This is a genomic window from uncultured Desulfovibrio sp. (genome assembly GCF_949282365.1).
Taxonomy (GTDB): domain Bacteria; phylum Desulfobacterota; class Desulfovibrionia; order Desulfovibrionales; family Desulfovibrionaceae; genus Desulfovibrio.
The window spans coordinates 92,121-113,667 of record NZ_CASDOY010000003.1 but is presented as its reverse complement, the minus strand read 5'-3'; the positions used below and the strand labels follow the sequence as shown (position 1 = coordinate 113,667).

Here is a 21,547-nt window from a genome sequence, read left to right as displayed (position 1 = left end):
CCTTCCCCCTCAAATCCATCCCGCCTCTCCCCGGACTCACCACAGGGAACGCACGAAATCGCGTATCCGCACTTCGCTGTAGTAGTCCCTGCCAGATTGGGCAAAACCCACATGCCCGCCGTGCGGGGCCACCTCCAGGCGCAGGACCGCGCTTTTTTCCGCGATGGCAACAGGGTAGCAGGAAGGTGAGCAGAAGGGATCATCCTTGGCCAGCAGCATGTAAAGCGGCAGACGGACGGACGACAACCAGGGCAGCGAACTGTTGCTGCGCCAGTAGTCCAGAGCGCTGGCATAGCCGTAGAGGGGGGCGGTGAAGCGGCCGTCGAATTCCGCGAAGGTACGGAACTTCTCGATGCCTTCCACCGAGGGGTAGTTGGGGAATCGGGCCGCCTTCTCGCGCACCTTGGGGCACATGGTATGCAGGAAATAGCGCAGATAGATGCGGCAGGCGGGCCCGTCCATGACCCGGGCCGCGCCCACGAGATCGCAGGGCACGGAGACCACGGCGGCCGCGCGCACCAGCGGCGGGACCTGTTCCCTGGCCAGATACATGCACGTCTGGTTGCCGCCCATGCTGAAACCGGCCAGCAGGATGGGCCTGTCCCACTGTTCCGCGTAGCGCACCACCACAGCCAGATCTCCGGTCACGCCCATGTGGTACAGGCGGTCCGTGCGGTTGGGCTCGCCGGAGCAGCCGCGCATGTTCCAGGCCAGCACTCGGAAGCCTTCTTCCAGCAGCACGCGGGCCAGACCGAGGATGTATTTGCGGCGGCTGTGTCCTTCCAGACCGTGCGAAAGGATGGCGACCCCGCGCTCCGGCAGGCCCGGCGGAGGCGTATGCACGTCCACGTCCAGAAAATCCCCGTCAGGCGTGTCCAGACGCACGCGACGGCAGCGGGCCTCCTGCGCCGCATCGGGAAAACCCAGATGCCGGAACTTGGCGGACCAGATGGTGTTGACATGGGCATTGCGCAGCCAGAGCGGCGCGCGGTAGCGGCTGGGCAGTATTGGCATGACGGCAGGCCTCGTGTAAGAACCGTGGGATGCAAGCAAACTTCCATCCTAGACCTGTCAGAAAGGCCCTGTCAAACATCGGCTCCCGGAAAACGGACGTCCTCATCCTGGGCGCTGGCGCGGCGGGCCTGATGTGCGCCCGCGAAGCCTCGGCCCACGGTCTGGACGTGACCCTGCTGGAACGCGCGGCCTCTCCGGGGCGCAAGCTCTGCATCAGCGGCGGCGGCAAGGCCAATTTCACCAATCGCCGTCTGGCGGCCCACCACTACGCCGGGGACGATCCCGCCTTTTGCGAGCCCGCCCTGGACGCCTTCACGCCGCAGGACATGGAAGCCCTGGTCCATGCCTGGGGCCTGCCGGTGGAGGAACGCGCCCACGGCCAGCTCTTCCTGGCCGTCCCGGCCAGGCGCCTGCTGGACGCCCTGTGGCAGGACTGCCGCCGGCAGGGCTGCGCGCTGCACTGCCGCACCGATGTGGCAGGGGTGACGCCCCTGCCACACGGTGCGGGCTTCAGTGTCGCCACCTCGCAGGGGCTCTGGCGCTGCCGCCGTCTGGTACTGGCCCTGGGCAGCCCGGCCTGGCCGCAGTGCGGGGCCACGGGCAGCGGCTTCCGGCTGGCGCAGGCCCTGGGGCATCGCCTTGTGGAGCACGCCCCCGCCCTGACGCCCCTGCGCATGGCTCCCGGCTGGCTGGACGACGATCTGTCGGGCATCAGCCTGCCGGTGCGCATCGGCCTGCCGCGGGCCGGGCTTTGCCCCGCGCTGGCCGCGGATGCTGTCTGGCAGGATGACCTGCTCTTCACCCATGACGGCATCAGCGGACCGGCCGCCCTCAAGGCTTCCCTGTTCTGGCGGCCGGGGCAGGAGATCGCCCTGGACTTCCTGCCCGGACATGATCTGGCCGCCCTGCTGGACGGCCCCGGCCAGGGCAGGCAGACCCCACGCGGCCTGCTGCGCCGCCTGCTGCCCCAGCGCCTGGCGGACGTCCTGCTGCCGCCGGAAAGCGCGAACCGCAAGATAGCCGAGCTTTCCCGCGCCGCGCGGCAGCGGATCTGCGCCCGCGTCCACGACTTCCGCGCGCTGCCCGCCGGTCTTGCCGGGCTGAAAAAGGCCGAAGCCTGCCGCGGCGGCGTGGACACCCGGCAGGTGGATCCCTACAGCCTGCAGAGCACGGTGCAGGAACAGCTCTGGATCGTGGGAGAACTGCTGGATGTCACCGGCCTGCTGGGCGGCTACAACCTGCACTGGGCCTGGGCCAGTGGCGTGGCCGCCGGCCGGGCCCTGGCCCTGTTCGCTGGCCGGTAGGGAGCAGTCCCGGCCTCAGGGACTGCCGGGGAACGCAAGCTGCCGGCCCGTGACAGGCTCGTGCCGGGGATGTCCCCGTTCGGTGATCGCCGGGGAGCGGGCGAAAGCTGCCTCTTGTGTGAAGGGAAGGACGCTCCCGGGACAGTGGGCCTCCGCCGCGACCATCCCCGGAGCGTCGTCCCGGGACCGGCGGTTCCCCGCCGCAGGTTCGCGGCAGGCCATCTCCTGCCTGCCGGGGCGGAGCGGGCCCCAAAGCCGCCGCAAGGCGGCCCGACGCTCCGCGATCCCTGCCGGGGCCGTCTCGTGAGGCAGAAAAAGACGCGCCCAGAAGCTCAGGCCTTTTCGGCATGACGGCCTGTCTCCGCGAGACGGGGAAAAACGTGGGGAGGACAGACGATGACGGTGCCGGAGGTCTCCGTGACGCGGGAAAGAACGGCAGCCTTTCCCCCGGACATCCGGTGCGGCACAGGCGCCGGCCACGCGGGACAAGCACGGTGTCCACATCCATTTTCCGCTTGCCCGAGGCATATGCCGCGACCGCGCGGGGCAGACCGACAAAAAAGCCCCGCCGAAGCAGGGCAGGCAACACACACGACAGGGTGGCACGAACAGGCAAGAAATCGCCATGATCGTCGCTTTCCGCCTCCGTCCTCCATGTTTATACAGGAGCTGCAGCCAAGGGCTGACGGAGGTACATCATGAACAGCACACACGGATCCCTGCTTGCACGTCGCCGTTTTCTCACCGGAGGGCTGGCCGTCGGCGCGGCCGCCCTGCTGGGCGCTCCCCTGCACGACATGGCCTGTGCCGCGGCCACGCGACCCTCTTTCGCCGGGGAGGGACAGCGCCGGGCCGATGCCATGCCGCAACGCCGTCTGGGCGCGCTGGAAGTTTCCGCCATCGGCCTGGGCTGTCTGCCCATGGTGGGCTACTATGGCGGCAGCTATGCCAAAAAAGACATGATCGCCCTCATCCGCCGGGCATTTGACAGCGGCGTGACCTTTTTCGATACCGCCGAGGTCTACGGGCCCTATACCAGCGAGGAATGGGTGGGCGAGGCTCTGGCCCCTGTCCGCCATCAGGTCACGATCGCCACCAAGTTCGGTTTCGGCGTCGAAGAAGGCCAGCCCACGGCCCTCAACAGCAGGCCGGACCATATCCGGCGGGCCGTGGAAGGCTCCCTGCGCCGCCTGCGCACCGATCATATCGACCTGCTCTACCAGCACCGTGTCGATCCCAAGGTCCCCATGGAAGACGTGGCCGGTACGGTGCAAGACCTCATCCGGGAAGGCAAGGTCCTGCATTTCGGTCTTTCCGAAGCCAGCGCCCGTTCCATCCGCCGCGCCCACGCCGTGCAGCCGGTCAGCGCCGTCCAGAGCGAATACTCCCTGCTCTGGCGCGAACCGGAGACCAAGATTTTCCCCACCCTGCAGGAACTGGGCATCGGCCTGGTGCCCTACTGCCCCCTGGGGCGTGGCTTCCTGACCGGCGCCATCGACGAACACAGCCGCTTCAGCACGGGGCGCCTCGCCACCCTGCCCCAGTTCACCCCGGAAGCCCTGAAGCACAACATGCCCCTGCCGCACCTGATCCGTGCCTGGGCCGAGCGCAAGCACTGCACCATGTCCCAGTTCGCCATCGCCTGGCTCCTGGCCCAGGCGCCCTGGATCGCGCCCATCCCGGGGACCACGAACCCGGCCCATCTCGACGACTTCCTCGGCGCCGCCGGCGTCAGCCTGACGGCGGAGGAATTGCAGGCCTTCGAGCGGGAGTATGCCCGGATCGAGCTCATGGGGCATCGCGCCGATGCCTTCACGGAAAGCCAGATCGACAAATAAGTCCCCGTCTGCCGGGATCACGGGCGGCAGTAGCGACACCGCCCGGAGACGGCCGCAAGCCTGTGCCCGTAAGCTGGCGTCCGCCCCGCTCACGCCCGGCGCCGTTCAGGAGACGGCAGGGCCTCTGTCCGCGTGCCATGCCGCAGACGGCCGCTCCCGACCGCTGCCGGCCCATCTGCTGGCATGGACGCAAAAAAGGAGCTCCCGCACAGCAGGCAGGAGCTCCTTTTGTTCAGCACAGTGTCCGGGACAGCCTAGCCGCCCAGATAAGCCTCGCGTACGCTGGCATCGGCCAGCAGGCTGGCGGCCGTGTTCTCCATGGCCACGTTGCCCACTTCCAGCACATAACCGCGCGTGGCCAGCTTGAGGGCGGCGCGGGCGTTCTGCTCCACCAGCAGTACGGTCACGCCCTTCTGGTTGATGGCACGCACGGTCTCGAAGATGGAGCGCACCAAGAGCGGTGCCAAGCCTAGCGAAGGTTCATCCAGCAACAGCAGCCGGGGCTCGGCCATGAGCGCACGCCCGATGGCCAGCATCTGCTGCTCGCCGCCGGAAAGCGTGCCCGCCAGCTGCTGCTTGCGCTCGAACAGACGCGGGAAGAGCTCGAAGATCCACTCCAGCGTGCGTTCGCTGCGCGCCTGCTCGCGGATGCAGAACGCGCCCAGGCGCAGGTTCTCCAGTACGGTCATGGCACCGAAGACGCGACGGCCTTCGGGAGACTGGGCGATGCCCATGTTCACCACCTCGTGGCTGGGATACTTGAGCAGGGGCTTGCCGTCGAAGATGATCTCCCCTTCACAGGGCCGCACCAGTCCGCTGATGGACAGCAGGGTCGTGCTCTTGCCCGCGCCATTGGCGCCCAGGATGGTCACGATCTCCCCTTCGTCCACGTGCAGGTCGATACCGTGCAGCACTTCCACGCTGCCGTAACGGACATGTATGTTGGAAAGCGTCAGCAGTGCCATATTACCACGTCTCGGAATCGTCGGAACCCAGGTAGGCCTCGATGACCGCGGGATGGTTGCGGACATGGTCGGGCGTGCCCTGGGCGATGAGGGTGCCGTTTTCCAGCACCACGATATGTTCACAGATCTGCATGACCAGGCGCATGTCGTGTTCGATGAGCAGCACGGTGATGCCCCGGTCGCGGATGGCCGCGATGGTGTCCACCAGGGCCACGGTCTCCTGGTCGTTCATGCCCCCGGCAGGCTCGTCCAGGATCAGCAGGCGCGGATCGGAGGCCAGGGCGCGGGCGATCTCCAGCAGGCGCTGGTTGCCGTAGGAAAGGCTGCTGGCGGCCTCGGCGTAATGGTCGGCCAGGCCCACGAAATCCAGTTCTTCCATGCAGCGTGCCACGGCGGCGCGCTCCTCGCGGCGCTGCCAGGGAGTGTGCAGCATGGAGGACAGCAGGCCGGACTTCAGGCGGCAGTGGCGCCCGGCCAGGACGTTTTCCAGCGCGGGCAGCTTGCCGAACAGGCGGATGCTCTGGAAGGTGCGGGCGATGCCCAGTTCCACGATATTGTGCGGGCGCTTGCCGGTAATGTCCCGGCCGCCGAAATGCACGCTGCCGTGTTCGGGCCGGTAGTTGCCCGTGATGCAGTTGAAGACCGTGGTCTTGCCCGCGCCGTTGGGACCGATGAGCCCCACCACGCTGCCCTGCTCCACCGAGAAGGAAAGCTCGTTGATGGCGATCAGGCCGCCGAAGATCTTGCTGATCTCATGCAGTTCCAGCAGGCTCATGCGCGGCCTCCTTCCTTCTCCCCGGCCCGGACGCTCTCCGTCAGGCGGGCGACGTCGCTGCCGGCGGCGGCGCAGGCACGGGCCTTGATGGCCTCGAGCAGGGCCGCCACGCCGTAGCGGCGGCTCCCGGGCGGCATGAGGCCCTGGGGACGCCAGATCATCATCAGCATCATGGCCAGGCCGAAGATGAGCATGCGCGCGCCGGAGAACTCGCGCAGCAGTTCGGGCAGGCCGATGAACAGGAAGGCGCTCACCAGCACGCCCAGCTGGCTGCCGCCGGAGAGGATGACCACGGCGAAGATGATGACGGATTCCATGAAGTTGAAGGATTCCGGGGCGATGGTGGTCATCTTGGCGGCATAGAGGGTGCCGGCCATACCGGCCCAGAAGGCCCCCAGCACGAAGGCCATGAGCTTGTAATGGGTCACATTGACGCCGCAGCCTTCGGCAGCCACGTCATCTTCCTTGATGTAGTTGAGGGCACGGCCGATGCGCGAGCGCCACAGGCCGTAGAACAGCAGCAGGCTGACGCCCACCATGCCCCAGACCAGATAGTAGAAATGCAGGGGCTTGAAGACGCGGAAACCGAAGATCACGGGACGGCCGATGCCGAAGATGCCGTTGGAACCACCGGTCAGGCCGCCCACGTCATTGATGAGGGCGATGCGCACGATCTCCACGATGCCGATGGTGACGATGAGCAGGTAGTCGCCGCGCAGGTGGATGATGGGCCGGGCCACCACCATGGCGAACAGGGCCGCCGCGCAACCCGCCACAGGCATGGTCAGGAAGATGGGCCACTGGTACATGGTGTTCAGGATGGCCGTGGTGTAGGCGCCCACGGCGAAGAAGGCCGCATGGCCCATATGGAAGATGCCGGCCTGGCCCAGGATGACATTGAGCGAAAGGGCCAGCAGGGCGTAGAGGCCGATGCTGACGCAGACGTCGGTCCAGTAGGGATTGGCGAACAGGGGCAGGGCCAGCAGGACCGCCGCCAGCGCGACGATGACGATGGTGCGCTTCATAATTTGTCGGCCGTCCTTTCGCCCAGGATGCCCGTAGGACGGATGATCAGGATGAGGATCAGCACGGTGAAGGCGATGGCGTCCTTCCAGGCGATGGCGATGTAGCCAGCGGCCAGGGCCTCGATGACGCCCAGCAGCAGGCCGCCCAGCATGGCGCCGGGGATGTTGCCGATACCGCCCAGGATGGCGGCGGTGAAGGCCTTGAGGCCGTAGGACCAGCCCATGGTGAAGTCGATCTGCCCGTAATAGATGCCCACCATGAGGCCGGCGGCACCGCCCAGGCCGGGACCGATGAAGAAAACCAGGGAGATGATGCGGTCCACATTGATGCCCATGAGGCGGGCGGCCCCCTGGTCGATGGCCACGGCGCGCACGGCCGCGCCGATGCGCGTGCGCTGGATGAAGGCCCACAGGGCCAGCATCAGGATCACGCTGGCGGCGATGACCATCAGGCGCACGCCGGGCACGGCGATGCCGAAGATGTCAACGGTGAAGTCCGGGCGCAGCCAGTCTGGATAGACGTAGAAGCGCGCACCGTAGACCAGCATGACGGCGTTCTGGAAAAAGATGGAGGCCCCCAGGGCGGACACCACGGCCGAAAGGCGTCCGGCCTTGCGCAGGGGACGGTAGGCCGTGCGTTCGAGCAGGCAGCCGATGATGGCCACCAGCACGCCCACCATGAGGAAGACCGCCAGCACGGCCACCACAGGCGGCAGCACGCCCGCCAGGTTGCAGCTCACCAGCAGGGTCAGGCCCAGATAGGCGCCGATGGTGAACAAGTCACCATGCGCGAAGTTGATGAGCTTGAGCACACCATAGACCATGGTGTAGCCCAGGGCCACCAGCGCGTAGATGCCGCCTACGGCAAGACCGTTCAGAAGTTGCTGAAAAAATTGTTCCATGTCTCGGTCGTGCGCCACAAGGCGCAGTTTACGGGGCGGGGGCCCTTGCCCGCCGCCCCGCTTCTTGATGACTGTTTATCGGGCCTGGAGCTCGAACTTGCCCGCGTTGTCCACCTTGTAGATACGGTAGAAGTCGCCCACGCGGTCGCCCTTCGCGTCAAAGCCCATCTTGCCGGACAGGGTCGGCAGGTCCTTGAGCTGCTTGAGCCAGGCGGCGATCTTTTCGGGATCGTCGTTGCCCTGGGCGATGGCGGCCTCCAGCACCTTGTAGGCATCGCCGGCCAGCACGGCCCACACGGAAACGGGCACGGTCTGGTAGCGCTCCTTGAAGGCCTTGAGGAAGTTCCTGGCTTCGGCGGTGTCCATGTCCTGGGGCAGGGGCGGGCTCACGAAGAAGTAGCCCGCGGCGGCCTCGGGACCGGCGATCTTGACCAGGTCCTGATGGTTGGCGGCGTCACCGCCCATCATGGGCACGTTCCAGCCCATTTCCTTCTTCTGGCGCAGCAGCATGCCCGTTTCAGGATAATAGCCGGTGAAGAAGATCAGGTCGGGATCGGCGGCCTTCAGCTTGGTCAGGATGGCGGTATAGTCGCGTTCGCCGGGGGTCAGGGCGTCATAGAAGATGATCTTCACGCCGGCCTTTTCCAGGGCCGACTGGCTTTCCTGGGCCAGGCCCTTGGCGTAGGAGGAATTGTCGTGCAGCAGGGCCACACGCTTGTAACCGCCCTTGATGATGGCGGCGGCAGCGGCCTTGCCCTGGGCATCGTCACGCGGACAGGTGCGGAAGAAGAGCGGCAGGCCCTTCTCGGTCAGGCGCACGCTGGTGGAACCGGTGCCGATCTGCACCAGCTCGGACTCGGCCAGGATGTTCTGGGTGGCCTCGGTCACGGCGGAGCCGTAGGTACCGATGACCGCCAGGACACCGGCGGAGGCCAGTTTCTGGGCGGCCAGGGCGGCCGTGCGCGGATCACCGGCATCGTCTTCCACCACCAGGGCCACCTTGTTGCCGTTGATGCCTCCCCTGGCGTTGGTCTCATCCACGAGCAAGGTCACGATATTCTTCATGTCCTGCCCTTCGGAGGCCCATTTGCCCGTCAGCGGGCACATCAGACCGATCTTGATCTCGCCCGCCAGGACCAGAGAAGGCACAAGCAAGGCTACCACTCCCAGCAAAAGCCCGAGCTTTTTCATAAGCTACTCTCCCAAAGATACGAGTTGTTGCAAGCGGACAGCTTATCCCAAAACACACAAAAGAAAAAGCCCTTTCCTTGTGCCCCGCCCGGGGCGGAAAGGGCCTTCCGCGACAGTTGCAAGAGTGGGAAAAAAAGGGCTTTTTTCCGCCTTTCCCCTTCGCCGGGGACGGGACGGGCGGAAAAAAACATGTACCTATTGCGCAGCCACCGTCGCCATGGCCACCAGGGTATCCGTGGTGACGCTGTCGAAACGATGCAGGACCATCGTGGTGTCCGCACCGGCCTTGATGGCCATCTCAAGCTCCAGCGCGACGGCGGCCAGAGCCTTGCCGCCCAGTTCTGCGGCGGCTTCGCGCGTGGCATGGACCATGGCACGGGCTTCTTCCTGCTGTCCGTTCTTCAACGCTACCGAAACCTTGACGGGGGTATCCCGTTCCGTCTCGATGAAGTTCCGCAGCAGCTTCACATAGCGCCCGTGCGTGGTGTCCACGCGCGTCATGGCTTCCTTCCAGTCAAGGATTGCTTCGCTCATAACCTTTCCTGTTCTTGCTCGTTCTTGATGATTCTGTTGGGGATGAAGCGCAACTGTCGCAGAGGACCGGCAGGGATGCCGGGCCGAAAACGCATGGGGATCAGAGGGAAAGCGACGCGGGCAGCACGCTGGTCACCGCCCTGCTCCCGGGCGTCAGGCTGCCGTATCCTGTCAGGCCCAGCGCCGCGGCCCCGTTCACAGTGAGGCAACGTATCAGGGCCTGCGGGGCAACGTCCAGCTTTTCCCGCAAAAAAACGGCTTCCTGCCGCACATCCAGATCCGTGTTGGAGCTGAGGCCGTCCGTGCCCAGGCAGCACAGCAGGTCCGATGCCAGCAGCGCCGGCACCGGTGCGGTGCCCACGGCCAGACAGGCATTGGAGCGGGGGCAGAGGCAGAGGGCGCTGCCGCTGGCCGCCAGGTCCGCCACCTCGGCGGCTTCCAGCTGTACCCCGTGCACGGCCAGGGTCCCGGGCCCCAGCAGGCCCAGCCGCCGTGCATAGGCCAGGGGGCGCAGATGCGGCACGGGCCAGTCCTCGGGCAGCACCATGCCCCGGTAGCAGTCCCACAACGGGCCTTCGCCGTGGAGCAACAGGCGCGTCTCGTCCTCGGATTCCGCCAGATGCAGGGCAAAGACACGGCCGTGCAGGCGGCACCACTGGCGGGCATCCTGCAGCACGCGGGCATCGGTGGAGTACAGGGCGTGGCCTGCCGGTGCGCAGCGGGCGGCCAGCCCGGGGCGCTGTTCCAGCAGCGGACGGCAACGCGGCGGCCAGGGGCGCTCCCCGTCGATGAAGGGGGCCCGGCCGCCGAACCATTCGCAAAAATGGCTCACAGACAGGCCCGCGGCCCGGGCTGCGGCATCCACGTCCAGCAGGCCGTCCCCGGCATAATCCCCCACATGGGCGGTGCCTGCGGCGGCCATGTCCCGGCAGGCCCGCGTCAGGGCCGTAGCGTCATGGGGCTCGCGCAACAGGGCGATGAGGCTGCGCAGCCAGGCCGTGAAGCCCGCACCGAAGAGCGTCCGGCCCGCCGTATGCGAAAGCTGCAGATGGCAGTGGGCATTGATGCAGCCGGGCATCAGGGTCACGTCGCCCATGTCCGTCACCGGGGTCCCGGCGGGCAGGCGCACGCTCTTCCAGGGCAGCACGTCCAGCACCAGGTCGCCGCGCACCAGCAGGGCCGCGTTGTCCAGGCCCCGCAAGGGGCGCAGCAGGTCCCGGCCCGTGGCGGGACGCTCGCCGAGCATGTCCAGGATGGTCCGGGCGCGGATGACGCGGAGCCGGTCGTCGTGCTGGTCAGGCATGGTCCTCACCCCCGGCGCGAGAACTGGCCGCCGGACACATAAAAGGTGTTCTCCACCACGAACAGGGCCTTGGGATCCACCATGAAGACCAGATTCTCCAGGCGCTTGAGCGCCACATTGTTGGTCACGGTGAGCAGGATCTCCCTGTCGCCACCGGAATAGGCGCCCTTGCCCCGGATCAGGGTCACGCCGAAGCGCTCGCTGACCAGGATGGCCTCGCTGATCTCCTCGCCATGATCGGAAATGATCATCACCAGCTTGCGGTGGTTGAACAGGCCCACCACATATTCCAGCGTGTTGGCCGAGATGAACATCATGATGGTGGAAGCGATGATGATGTCCAGCGACAGGCGGAACGCGCCCGCCAGGAAGATACAGATATTGACCGCGAAACTGAACTGCCCGATGGGGATGTTCCAGCGCTGTTTCAGGGCCACGGCGATGATGTCCGTCCCGCCGCTGCTGCCCAGGGTGCGCAGCATCATGCCCACACCGGCGCCGTGCAGCACGCCGGCCGCCACGGCCGCGTACACTTCGTTGTTGATGGGGATCTGGAAGTTGACGAACATGCCGAAAATGGTGGTGCAGATGGTGCCGTAGGCCGTATACAGCAGGAAACGGCGCCCCACGAAGAACCAGCCCCAGACCCAGATGGGGATAGAGAGCAGCAGGTACCAGACCAGTGGCGTCAGCAGGTCGGTGCTGTAGAACACCAGCAGGGCCATGCCCAGGACGCCGCCCGAGAGCATGGAGTGCTGGGCCACCACGCTCGAGATGCATACCGTGACAAAAAAGGCGCCGATGGTCAGCCAGAGCAGGTTCCACCAGACGGATTCCGCCAGCCTGCTGTTGTAGGTCTTCAGTTTCATGGCTCTCCCGGATCGGAGGGTTTACGGGACGGACCTCGTGCCCGGCCGCAAAAAAACAGCCGGAAGGGCCCGCCTGCCGCCGCGCTCCAGGGGGGCGGCAGGCACAGGAGCGCCTTCCGGCAAAACAGCGTTAGAACAGGCCCGCCAGCATGCGCAGGGCCACGATGATCAGGAAGACGGCAAAGCCTTTCTTGAGCTTGGCCGTGGGCAGGGAGTGGGACAGGCGCGCCCCGATGGGCGCCGTCAGGAAGCTGGCGGCGGCGATGCCGAAGAAGGCCGTGAGGTTCACGAAGCCCAGACAGCCAGCCGGCAGGCCGGGCTCGCCCCAGCCGCCCACGATATAGCCCAGGGTGCCGGCCACGGCGATGGGGAAGCCGATGGCCGCCGAGGTGCCCACGGCATGGTGCAGGGGCACGTTGCAGAAGCTCATGAAGGGCACGGAGAGCGTGCCCCCGCCGATGCCCACGAAGCTGGAGACGAGGCCGATGACGCCGCCCACGCCGGCGGTGCCCAGGGCGCCGGGCATCTCGCGGCTGGCCGGAGGACGGTAGTTGGACAGCATCTGGGCGGAGACGAAGCCCAGGAAGCAGATGAAAAAGACCTTCAGGAACAGGGTCGGCATCTGGGTGGCCACCAGACCGCCCAGGAAGGTGCCGAGCAGGATGCCGGGCGTGATGTTGCGGAAGATGTCCCAGTGGACCGCGCCGCGTTTGTGGTGGGCCCGGCTGCTGGAGATGGACGTGATGATGATGCTGGCCAGGGACGTGCCCAGGGCCAGCTGCTGCACATATCCGGCGGGTACGCCCTGGCTGGGAAAGACCGCCACCAGCATGGGCACGATGACGATGCCGCCGCCCACGCCCAGCAGACCGGCCAGCACACCGGCCACGGCGCCGCAGCACAGATAGACAATGATGGAAACGAACATGGCGACCTTCCTCCATGGAAACAGCGCCGGACATGCCGTGACACGCACGCGGCGCGATCCGGCAGGGAAAGAAAAAAGGCGGCCGGCCCCGAGCCCCCCCGCCTTTCGGGAAAGCACCGGACACCCGCCGTCCGCCCGGCGCAATGCCCACAAAAGGTAGACAAAGGCCCCCAAGGCGTCAACAGACTTTTTCCTTTACAAAGCGTCCGGCAGCGTCTAGGTTTTCCCCCATGCAATGTCTGGCAACGTACCGCGGAAATCTGCGCCCTGAGAACGCCATTCGCAGGGGGTCTGCCCGGTTTCCCTTTTTGTCCCGCTTTTGAGCGGGCTTTTTTTTAATCTGCAACCACCACGACGCCATGACTACAGATACTCCGTACCGCTGGCCGCACAAAGACCTGCTGGACGTCACCCAGCTCGACGCACAGGACGTGCGCCATCTGCTGAACGTGGCCGCCAGCTTCCAGGAAATCAACCTGAGACCCGTCAAGAAGGTGCCCACCCTCAAGGGCAAGACCGTGGTGCTCTTCTTCGTGGAGAACAGCACGCGCACCAAGACGTCGTTCGATGTGGCCGGCAAACGCCTGTCGGCGGACACCTACTCCCTGGCCAAGTCCGGTTCCAGCCTCAACAAGGGCGAGAGCCTCAAGGACACGGCCCTGACCCTGCAGGCCATGGGGCCGGACGTCATCGTCATCCGCCATCCCAGCAGCGGCGCGGCCCAGTTCCTGGCCGAGCGCGTCTCCTGCGGCATCGTCAATGGCGGCGACGGCTGGCATGCCCATCCCACCCAGGCCCTGCTGGACAGCTTCGCCCTGCGGCAGGTCTGGGGCGACGCCTTTGCCGGCAAGCAGGTGCTCATCCTGGGCGACATCGCCCACAGCCGCGTGGCCCGCTCCAATGTCCACCTGCTCACCATGCTGGGGGCCAGGGTGCGCCTGTGCGCGCCGCGCACCCTGCTGCCCGCCGGGGTGGAGTCCTGGCCCGTGGACGTGTACGGCGATCTGGACCGGGCCGTGCGCGATACCGACGCCGTCATGTGCCTGCGCCTGCAGCTGGAACGCCAGCAGGCCGGCCTGCTGCCCGACCTCGCCGAATATTCCCGCCGTTTCTGCCTGACCGAACGTCATCTGGAACTCACCCACCCCGGCGTCAAGGTCCTGCATCCCGGCCCCATGAACCGCGGGCTGGAAATTTCCAATGATGTGGCCGACGACCCGCGCAGCCTGGTGCTCGACCAGGTGGCCTCCGGCGTGGCCACCCGCATGGCCGTCCTGTATCTGCTGGCCACCCGCAACGATGGAGGTTGCTAAATGACCCTGTGCATCAAGAACGCCCGTCATCTGGACGCTCCCGTGGACCTGCTGGTGCAGGACGGCAAGATCGTGACCATGACCCCCGCCGGTCATCACGCCGCCCCGGAAGGCAGCCGGATCGTGGACGCCCGCGGCCTGATCCTCATGCCCAGCCTGGTGGATGCCCATGTGCATCTGCGCGAGCCCGGCTTCGAATACAAGGAAGACATCGACACCGGTCTGGAAGCCGCCGCGCACGGCGGGTTCGGCTCGGTCATGTGCATGGCCAACACCAGGCCCGTCAACGACACTGCCAGCGTCACCCGCTTCATGCTGGACCGCGCGGCCCGGACCCATCCCCACGGTCCGCGCCTTTGCCCCATCGCCGCCGCCACCGTGGGCCTGGCCGGGGAGGAGATGGCCCCCCTGCAGGAACTCAAGGAAGCCGGCTGCGTGGCCATCTCCAATGACGGCCGCCCCATGCCCGGCACCGAGCTGCTGCGCCGCGTCATGGAATACGGCGCCGACCTGGGCCTGACCTTCATCGACCATTGCGAGGACAGCACTCTGGCCCGCGGCTGGGTCATGAACGAAGGCCCCCTCAGCGGCAGCCTGGGCGTCAAGGGCCAGCCCCCGGTGGGCGAGGCCGTGCAGGCCGCCCGTGACATCATGCTGGCCGAGTATCTGGATCTGCCCGTGCATATCGCCCACGTCTCCAGCGCCCTCACCGTGGACATCATCGCCTGGGGCAAGGCCCGCGGCGTCAAGGTCACGGCCGAGACCTGCCCCCACTACCTGACCCTGGACGAGTCCGCGCTGGACGGCTACAATACCAACGCCAAGGTCAGCCCGCCGCTGCGCCGCCCCGAAGACCGCGAGGCCCTGCGCCGCGCCATCAAGGACGGCACCATCGACATCCTGGCCACCGACCATGCCCCGCATGCCGCCCATGAGAAGGAACGCACCCTGGACGAGGCCCCCTGCGGCTTCACCGGCATGGACCTGGCCCTGAGCCTGACCTGGCAGCTGGTGCGCGAGGGCGTCATCAGCGAGGCCGACCTGCACCGCCTCTGGAGCGTGCGCCCGGCCGAGATCTTCAAGCTGCCCCTCAACCGCTTCGAGCCCGGGGACCCGGCCGACTTCTTCCTCTTCGATCCTGACGAGAAGTGGACCGTCAGCCGCGAGACCCTGTATTCCAAGAGCCATAATACGCCCTTCCTGGGGCAGGAGCTGCAGGGCCGCGTCCGCCATCACTGGCTGGGCGGCGTGCAGCTGTTCTAGGAGCTGGGCGCGCGAGCGCCCGTACCTTTGCGGGCGAGTCCCGGCCCTGCGGCCGCTGCCCGCGACGCCAGCCCCCTCGCCCCCCATACGGGTCTTCTCGCCGGGGCCGGGACACGCGGACCGTGCAACACCGGCCTTGAGCTGCGCCAACGACAGAAAGGCACCTTTGGGACACAAAGGTGCCTTTCTCATGTCCGCATGCGGTGATGGACCATCCGCGTTTGCGCAAGGCAGCGGGACGAGACATGCGCGCACGTCGCTGGGGCCTTCGCCCGACGCACGCCGCATGCCTGCCCGCCGCCCCCGCCCTCCCCGGACGTTTACCCGCGCCCGCTCCCGCCGGGCGGACCGTCTCGGCGACACTGGCCTTTGCCGCCCGGCAGGGCTATGCTTTTCCCAGTCCAGGACCTTTTCAGGAGGATACCGCCATGCATCTTCGCCAGCCCGCTGTCGCAGGCCGTTTTTATACCGACGCTCCGGCCGATTTGCGTGCCGAAGTGGCGTCGTTCCTGAAACAGGGCGCGTCCCTGCCTGCGGCCGCTCTTGATGACGCGGACGCGGCGCAGCTGGCGGGCCTCATGCTGCCCCACGCCGGGCACATCTACAGCGGCCGCGTCATCGGCGCCACCCTGGCCCATGTGCGTCTGCCCCGGACCCTGTTCATCCTCTGCCCCAACCACACCGGCCTGGGCACGCCCCTGTCCGTCTGGCCCGCCGGGGCCTGGCAGACCCCGCTGGGCCCCGTGCCCGTGGACGGCGAGATGGCCCGCCTGCTCTGCGAAGCCGACGAGGATTTCTGCGCCGATGTCACGGGCCATGCCCGTGAACACAGCATCGAGGTCCTGCTGCCCTTCCTCCAGGTCTGCGCGGGGGACGCTCCCTTCCATATGGTGCCGGTCTGCGTGGGCACCCGGCAGGCGCCCGTGCTCAGGACCGCCGGCCAGCGGCTGGCCCGGGTGCTGGAGCGCTGCCGCGTCCGTGACGGGCAGCCCCCCCTGCTGCTGGTCAGCTCGGACATGAACCACTACGAGGACCAGCAGACCACCCTGCGCAAGGACGAGCTGGCCCTGCAGGCCGCCTTCACGGCCGACGGCGATGCCCTGCTGCAGACCGTACACGCCCGGCGCATCAGCATGTGCGGCGCCGCACCGCTGGCCCTGGCCCTGTACGCCCTGCGCGCCTGGCAGCCCCGCCGGCAGACGCGCCTGAGCCTGGTCCTGCACGAGACCTCCGCCGCCATCTCCGGTGATGCGGGCCATGTGGTGGGCTATGCCGGTCTGCGCATTTTCGCCTGCTGACGTTTTCAGGAAAGATGATCGATCTGCTCGGAATCCCTTATTCCAAGCCTGTTTCCCGGACAGCCACGTTGACACGATACACAGGGCTTGATACATCTGTGATATATGCCGTCAGGCATACCCGACTGCCGTTTTTTTTCACTACGCCAACATGAGGAGGCATGCATGAGTCTCAACAGGCGTGATTTCGTCAAACTGTGTACCGGCACAGTGGCGGGCTTCGGCGTGGCGCAGATGTTCCATCCTGCGGTGCGCGAAGCTCTGGCTGGCACGCTGACCGGCGAGCGCCCCCCTGTCATCTGGTTGCAGGGACAGGGCTGTACCGGTTGTTCGGTTTCACTGCTGAACAACGTCAACCCCTCTATCGCGGATGTGCTGCTGAAGATCATCAGCCTTGAGTACCATCCGACCGTCATGGGCGGTGAAGGCCACGACGCCTACACCCACATGATGAACATTGCCCGGAACTTCAAGGGCAAATTCTTCCTGGCCATCGAGGGCTCCATCCCCCTGGCCAAGGACGGCCGTTACTGTGTGGTCGCCGAAGAAGGCCATACGGAGATCACCATGGCCGACCTGGTCAAAAAGCTGGCTCCTGACGCCGCCGCCGTGCTGGCTCTGGGCACCTGCGCCGCGTACGGCGGCATCCCCGCCGCCAAGGGTTCCGTGACGGAAGCCGTGGGCACCGGCGCCCTGCTCAAGCAGGCCGGCATCAAGACCCCCGTGGTCAACATCCCCGGCTGCCCGCCCCAGCCCGACTGGATCGTGGGCACCATCGCCCTGGCCCTCCAGAAGATCAAGGAAAAGGGTCTGGAAGCCGGCCTGGCTGAAGTCGTCTCCCTGCTGGACAGCGAGGGTCGCCCGCTGCCCTTCTACGGTCGCAACGTGCACGAAAACTGCCCCTACCTGCCCAAGTACGATGAAGGCAAGTTCTCCGCCACCTTCACCGACAAGAGCGGCTGCCGCTATGACCTGGGCTGCAAGGGCCCCGGCGCGTACTGCGACTCGTTTGAACGCAAATGGAACGGTGTCAACTGGTGCGTGGCCAACGCCATCTGCATCGGCTGCACCGAGCCCACGTTCCCTGACGGACAGAGCCCCTTCTACAGCAACTAGGTCACCTGGTGCTGCCGGAAGCGGTCTTCGGCTTTTTCCATTTTTTCTGACGTTCAAAGGAGAGCTTTATGGCCAAGGCCACTATCGCCATCGATCCCGTCACCAGAATCGAGGGCCATCTCAAGGCCCAAGTGGTGGTGGAGAACGGCAAGGTTGTGGACGCCCACCTCACCGGCGGGATGTTCCGCGGTTTTGAACAGATCCTCAAAGGGCGCGACCCGCGCGACTCCACCCAGATCGTGCAGCGCATCTGCGGCGTCTGCCCCACTTCCCACGCCATGGCTTCCGCCCTGGCCCAGGACGACGCCTTCAAGATCAAGGTGACCGGCAACGGCCGCCTCACCCGTAACCTGATCCTGGGCGCCAACTACCTGCAGTCGCACATCCTGCACTTCTATCACCTGGCCGCCCTGGACTTCGTGGCCGGTCCCGACACCGCGCCCTTCGTGCCGCGTTTTGCCCAGCCCGACCTGCGCCTGCCCCCCGAAGCCAACAAGGTGGGCGTGGACCAGTATCTGGAAGCCCTGGAAGTGCGCCGCATCGCCCACGAGATGGTCGCCCTCTTCGGCGGCCGCATGCCCCATGTGCAGGGCATCGTGCCCGGCGGCGCCACGGAAATGCCCACCAAGGAAGCCCTGCTGGAATACGCGGCCCGCTTCAAGAAGGTGCGCCAGTTCATCGCTGAAAAATACCTGCCCATCACCTATATCGTGGGCTCTGTGTACAAGGACCTGTTCAAGCAGGGCCAGGGCGTGCGCAGCTGCTCCTGCTTCGGCGTCTTCCCCATGACCGACGACGGCAAGACCCACCTGCTCAAGGCCGGTGTCTACCTCAACGGCCGTGACGTGCCCTTCGATCCCAAGAAGATCACCGAAGACCTCAAGTACTCCTGGTACGACGGCGCCACCAGCGGCAAGGGTGCCGCTGCCGCCGAGACCAAGCCCGATGTGGACAAGAAGGACGCCTACTCCTTCGTCAAGGCCCCCCGCTACGACGGCGAAGTCGTCGAAGTGGGCCCCGCCGCCCGCATGTGGGTGGCCAATCCCCCGCTGTCCGCGGTGGGCGTGAAGATGCTCAAGGAAAAGTTCGGCATCGAAGCCCGCAACATCCGCGATCTGGGCTGGGATACGGTCTTCTCCATCATGGGCCGCCATGTGGCCCGCGCGGAAGAAGCCCTGCTCATCGCCGATGCCATCGAAGGCTGGCTGAAGGAGATCAAGCCCGGCGCCGAGACCTTCACCCCCTTCGAGATCCCGCAGACCGCCGAAGGCTACGGCTGCTCCGAAGCTCCCCGTGGCTCCCTGGTCCACTACATCCGTGTGAAGGACCAGAAGATCGACAGCTACCAGATCATTTCCGCCACCCTGTGGAACTGCTCGCCGCGTGACGACAAGGGCCGCCGTGGTCCTCTGGAAGAAGCCCTCATCGGCGTGGAGATCCCGGACATCAACAACCCCGTCAATGTGGGGCGCACCATCCGCGCCTTTGACCCGTGACTGGGTTGCGCCGTGCACGTGCTGCACGCTGAGACCGGCGAAGAATCCATCGTGAACCTGGGCTAAGTCCCGCACGCGATCCGTCGCTTCGTCCCCCCTGTCCTTTGCGGCAGGGGGGACTTTTCATTTTGGCCGTGCCACCGTATCCTCTATTCCCCGCTCCCGCCCCGCCACCGGTCACGGGCCGGCGTCCCGCGCCGCGAGCGCCGCGCGGCTGTGGCCGTGAGCGGGCCGCAGCCAAAAACGTGGTGCCGTCCGGCCTTATGGCAGTAGGGACGCGGGTCCATCCGCCTTGACAAGGATACGGGGCGCCTGTCGGCCGGCATGCGGCCGCGGGAAAAGACGCGCAAGGAGAGCTTATGAAACGCATCATCGTGGGCGTCAGCGGCGCCAGCGGCATGCCGCTGGCCTTGTGCCTGCTGCGCCATCTGGCCGCCATGCCCGACGTGGAAAGCCACCTCATCCTTTCTTCCGGGGCCCGTGCCGTGCTGGAGGCCGAATGCCGCCTGGCCCCGGAGGTCCTGGGCGATCTGGCCACGGTCAGCCATGACGCGGCCTGCCTGGGCGCTGCTCCGGCCAGCGGCTCCTGGCAGCATGACGGCATGGTGGTCTGCCCCTGCTCCATGAGCAGCCTGGCCGCCATCGCCACGGGCGCGGGCAGCAACCTGCTGCACCGGGCCGCCGATGTCTGCCTGAAAGAAGACCGCCCGCTGATCCTAGTCCCGCGCGAGAGCCCCCTGAGCGCCATCCATCTGCGCAACATGCTCCAGGCCCGCGAGGCGGGGGCCGTCATCATGCCCTTCATGCCCGCCTTCTATACCGGCGCGGACAGTCTGGAAGGGCTCATGAGCCAGTTCTGCGGCCGTATCTTCGACCGTCTGGGCCTCCCCCACCAGCTCTGCACACGCTGGCAGGGAGGCGAGCCGGCCTGAGCGCTGTTTAGCTGCTCCGGCAGGCCATGCCGGATGCGCCGGCGTGGCGGGGCCCTCATCCCACGCTCTCCGGTCATGGCTCTCCAGGCACGGCTCTCCAGGCAGGCCGCGTTGATGAACGGGCATGCCGAAGGCGTAGGCTCTTCCGCCCCATCCCGGGCAATCTTTGCCGGGAAGCCGCGGCAGGGCCGCTGGAACGGCCTCCGTCGTCGCCCGGAGCGGCCTCCATTGAGGATGATTCCCGTTGGACCGCCCTACCCGCGCCGGTGTACGGCGCATCAAGGGGCCGCAAGGGAAAGGAAAAAGCGATAGAGCGAAAACACGCGGGACGGTCTGTCCTGTCCGGGCGATACACGCCCGCTTCGGGCTCCATGAGGACGAATGCCTCGATACCCCTTCCCGACAGGCACGCGCGCCCATACTTCAAGGCCCGGCCGGGCCTCCACCGGGGACGGTCCGCGCCGGGACAGCTCCCCCGCTGCCCCGGGAACGCAAAAAGGCCGCTCCCGAAAGAGCGGCCCTGGTATGCTGTGTCGTCGAGCGGGCTACCAGCCACGATGATAGTGGCGGTCGCGCTCCTGCTGATTGCCTACGATACCGCCGGCCAGCGCGCCCATACCGGCACCGGCCAGAGCGCCCCAGCCCACGGAACCACCGGAAATGGCGGCCACACCGGCACCGCCCAGCGTGCCGAGGGCTGCGCCGCTGGCCACACCCTGCTGGGTGGGGGACATATTGGTGCAGGCCACGCCCGTCGCCATGAAGGCGGCCATCAAAACGATCGCAAACAGTTTTTTCATAGATGTCTCCACAATACGCATGACGTATCAGCTGCGGGCCACTACTGGTTGGCTGCCGCAAGACGCGGCGTGATCAGCTCGAACCAGAGGACCCCCAGAACAGTGCGGTCCAGCTTGTCGGGATGCGCGGCGTACCAGGCATCGACCTCTTCCACGATGGTGGTGCGCTTCACGTCCTTGAAGGCCTTCATCCAGCCCTTTTCGAACTTGGAAAGGGTGGATACGGGCACTTTGCCGTTCTTGGCGGCCAGTTCGGCTTCCCGGCTGTTGACGAAGTATTCCGTGGCGATGACCATATCCATGCCGAACAGGATGCTCAGCTTGTTCTCCAGGGTGGTCTGCTGCCAGACGGTACCCGTCAGTTGCAGCACGGGATTGTTCCCCTTGCCCTCTTCCGCAGCCTGGGCGCTGACAGCCCCAAGCATGAGCGCCGCTGCCAGACAAAGGCTCATGATAGCTTTTTTCACGCCGGACTCCTTTGCTCTGTTGCCCTTGCGGGCAGTTGAAGGCCCGCCCGCCTGCGGCAGATTCGGACCGATATCAGTACGATAGCCCAAGTGCGCAGGGGATGGCAAGCCTGTGAAGGGACCTTGGCACCGGTCGCGTGAGCGAAGCGTCAGCGTGCCGGGGACAAAACGTGTCCCACGTCCCGTGATCTCCGGTCATGTGCCCTCAGCGCCA

At 66.4% G+C, this 21,547-nt stretch carries 20 protein-coding genes; 8 read left to right on the top strand and 12 right to left on the bottom strand.

Going from position 1 to position 21,547, the window contains the following annotated elements:
• Positions 1 to 36: 36 nt before the first annotated feature.
• Positions 37 to 1,014, bottom strand: coding sequence for an alpha/beta fold hydrolase (locus Q1X76_RS02060; RefSeq protein WP_300717740.1), 978 nt, complete (start codon positions 1,012 to 1,014; stop codon positions 37 to 39).
• Between the two features lie 29 nt (positions 1,015 to 1,043).
• Between Q1X76_RS02060 and Q1X76_RS02055 the strand changes: the two genes are divergently transcribed.
• Positions 1,044 to 2,318: an aminoacetone oxidase family FAD-binding enzyme gene (locus tag Q1X76_RS02055; RefSeq protein ID WP_300717739.1), complete on the top strand. Its 1,275-nt coding sequence runs from the start codon at positions 1,044 to 1,046 to the stop codon at positions 2,316 to 2,318.
• A gap of 698 nt (positions 2,319 to 3,016) precedes the next feature.
• Positions 3,017 to 4,156 carry an aldo/keto reductase gene (locus tag Q1X76_RS02050; RefSeq protein WP_300717737.1) on the top strand — a complete coding sequence of 380 codons (1,140 nt, stop codon included), beginning with the start codon at positions 3,017 to 3,019 and terminating at the stop codon, positions 4,154 to 4,156.
• Between the two features lie 254 nt (positions 4,157 to 4,410).
• Here the strand turns inward: Q1X76_RS02050 and Q1X76_RS02045 are convergent, their stop codons facing one another.
• The 9 genes from Q1X76_RS02045 to Q1X76_RS02005 form a co-directional block, all read right to left on the bottom strand.
• A complete protein-coding gene (locus Q1X76_RS02045) occupies positions 4,411 to 5,121 on the bottom strand; it encodes an ABC transporter ATP-binding protein (protein WP_300717736.1) in 711 nt (236 codons plus the stop codon).
• Between the two features lies 1 nt (position 5,122).
• A complete protein-coding gene (locus Q1X76_RS02040; RefSeq protein ID WP_300717735.1) occupies positions 5,123 to 5,896 on the bottom strand; it encodes an ABC transporter ATP-binding protein in 774 nt (257 codons plus the stop codon).
• Positions 5,893 to 6,921 (bottom strand): branched-chain amino acid ABC transporter permease, encoded by a 1,029-nt coding sequence (locus tag Q1X76_RS02035; protein ID WP_300717731.1) that lies wholly within the window; start codon positions 6,919 to 6,921, stop codon positions 5,893 to 5,895. The genes Q1X76_RS02040 and Q1X76_RS02035 overlap by 4 nt, the downstream gene beginning before the upstream one ends.
• Entirely contained in the window at positions 6,918 to 7,823 is a 906-nt protein-coding gene (locus tag Q1X76_RS02030) for a branched-chain amino acid ABC transporter permease (protein ID WP_300717730.1), read from the bottom strand. The genes Q1X76_RS02035 and Q1X76_RS02030 overlap by 4 nt, the downstream gene beginning before the upstream one ends.
• A 75-nt stretch (positions 7,824 to 7,898) precedes the next feature.
• The gene (locus Q1X76_RS02025; RefSeq protein WP_300717728.1) at positions 7,899 to 9,014 is read right to left on the bottom strand and encodes a branched-chain amino acid ABC transporter substrate-binding protein; all 1,116 of its coding nucleotides are present in this window, start codon (positions 9,012 to 9,014) and stop codon (positions 7,899 to 7,901) included.
• Between the two features lie 195 nt (positions 9,015 to 9,209).
• The gene (locus Q1X76_RS02020) at positions 9,210 to 9,548 is read right to left on the bottom strand and encodes a histidine kinase (RefSeq protein ID WP_300717726.1); all 339 of its coding nucleotides are present in this window, start codon (positions 9,546 to 9,548) and stop codon (positions 9,210 to 9,212) included.
• A 100-nt stretch (positions 9,549 to 9,648) separates the two neighbouring features.
• Positions 9,649 to 10,851, bottom strand: coding sequence for an amidohydrolase family protein (locus Q1X76_RS02015; RefSeq protein WP_300717725.1), 1,203 nt, complete (start codon positions 10,849 to 10,851; stop codon positions 9,649 to 9,651).
• Between the two features lie 5 nt (positions 10,852 to 10,856).
• The gene (locus tag Q1X76_RS02010) at positions 10,857 to 11,720 is read right to left on the bottom strand and encodes a YitT family protein (RefSeq protein WP_300717723.1); all 864 of its coding nucleotides are present in this window, start codon (positions 11,718 to 11,720) and stop codon (positions 10,857 to 10,859) included.
• Positions 11,721 to 11,850: 130 nt separating this feature from the next.
• Positions 11,851 to 12,648 (bottom strand): sulfite exporter TauE/SafE family protein, encoded by a 798-nt coding sequence (locus tag Q1X76_RS02005; protein WP_300717721.1) that lies wholly within the window; start codon positions 12,646 to 12,648, stop codon positions 11,851 to 11,853.
• 359 nt (positions 12,649 to 13,007) lie between these two features.
• Between Q1X76_RS02005 and Q1X76_RS02000 the strand changes: the two genes are divergently transcribed.
• The 6 genes from Q1X76_RS02000 to Q1X76_RS01975 all read left to right on the top strand — a co-directional run bounded on the left by Q1X76_RS02000 (position 13,008) and on the right by Q1X76_RS01975 (position 20,066).
• Entirely contained in the window at positions 13,008 to 13,961 is a 954-nt protein-coding gene (locus Q1X76_RS02000) for an aspartate carbamoyltransferase catalytic subunit (RefSeq protein ID WP_300717720.1), read from the top strand.
• Positions 13,962 to 15,224, top strand: coding sequence for a dihydroorotase (locus Q1X76_RS01995; RefSeq protein ID WP_300717718.1), 1,263 nt, complete (start codon positions 13,962 to 13,964; stop codon positions 15,222 to 15,224). It begins immediately after the preceding gene.
• 428 nt (positions 15,225 to 15,652) lie between these two features.
• Positions 15,653 to 16,522: an AmmeMemoRadiSam system protein B gene (gene amrB / locus Q1X76_RS01990; protein WP_300717717.1), complete on the top strand. Its 870-nt coding sequence runs from the start codon at positions 15,653 to 15,655 to the stop codon at positions 16,520 to 16,522.
• A 165-nt stretch (positions 16,523 to 16,687) separates the two neighbouring features.
• Positions 16,688 to 17,638, top strand: a complete 951-nt coding sequence (gene hysB / locus Q1X76_RS01985; RefSeq protein WP_300717715.1) for a NiFeSe hydrogenase small subunit — start codon at positions 16,688 to 16,690, stop codon at positions 17,636 to 17,638.
• Between the two features lie 68 nt (positions 17,639 to 17,706).
• Complete coding sequence (gene hysA, locus Q1X76_RS01980) at positions 17,707 to 19,200, top strand: NiFeSe hydrogenase large subunit HysA (protein WP_300717713.1); 1,494 nt, start codon at positions 17,707 to 17,709, stop codon at positions 19,198 to 19,200.
• Positions 19,201 to 19,493: 293 nt separating this feature from the next.
• Entirely contained in the window at positions 19,494 to 20,066 is a 573-nt protein-coding gene (locus Q1X76_RS01975) for a UbiX family flavin prenyltransferase (RefSeq protein WP_300717711.1), read from the top strand.
• 545 nt (positions 20,067 to 20,611) lie between these two features.
• Here Q1X76_RS01975 and Q1X76_RS01970 read toward each other — a convergent pair.
• Both Q1X76_RS01970 and Q1X76_RS01965 read right to left on the bottom strand, forming a co-directional pair.
• Positions 20,612 to 20,866, bottom strand: coding sequence for a glycine zipper domain-containing protein (locus Q1X76_RS01970; protein WP_300717710.1), 255 nt, complete (start codon positions 20,864 to 20,866; stop codon positions 20,612 to 20,614).
• 41 nt (positions 20,867 to 20,907) lie between these two features.
• A complete protein-coding gene (locus Q1X76_RS01965; RefSeq protein ID WP_300717709.1) occupies positions 20,908 to 21,333 on the bottom strand; it encodes a hypothetical protein in 426 nt (141 codons plus the stop codon).
• Positions 21,334 to 21,547 lie beyond the last annotated feature (214 nt).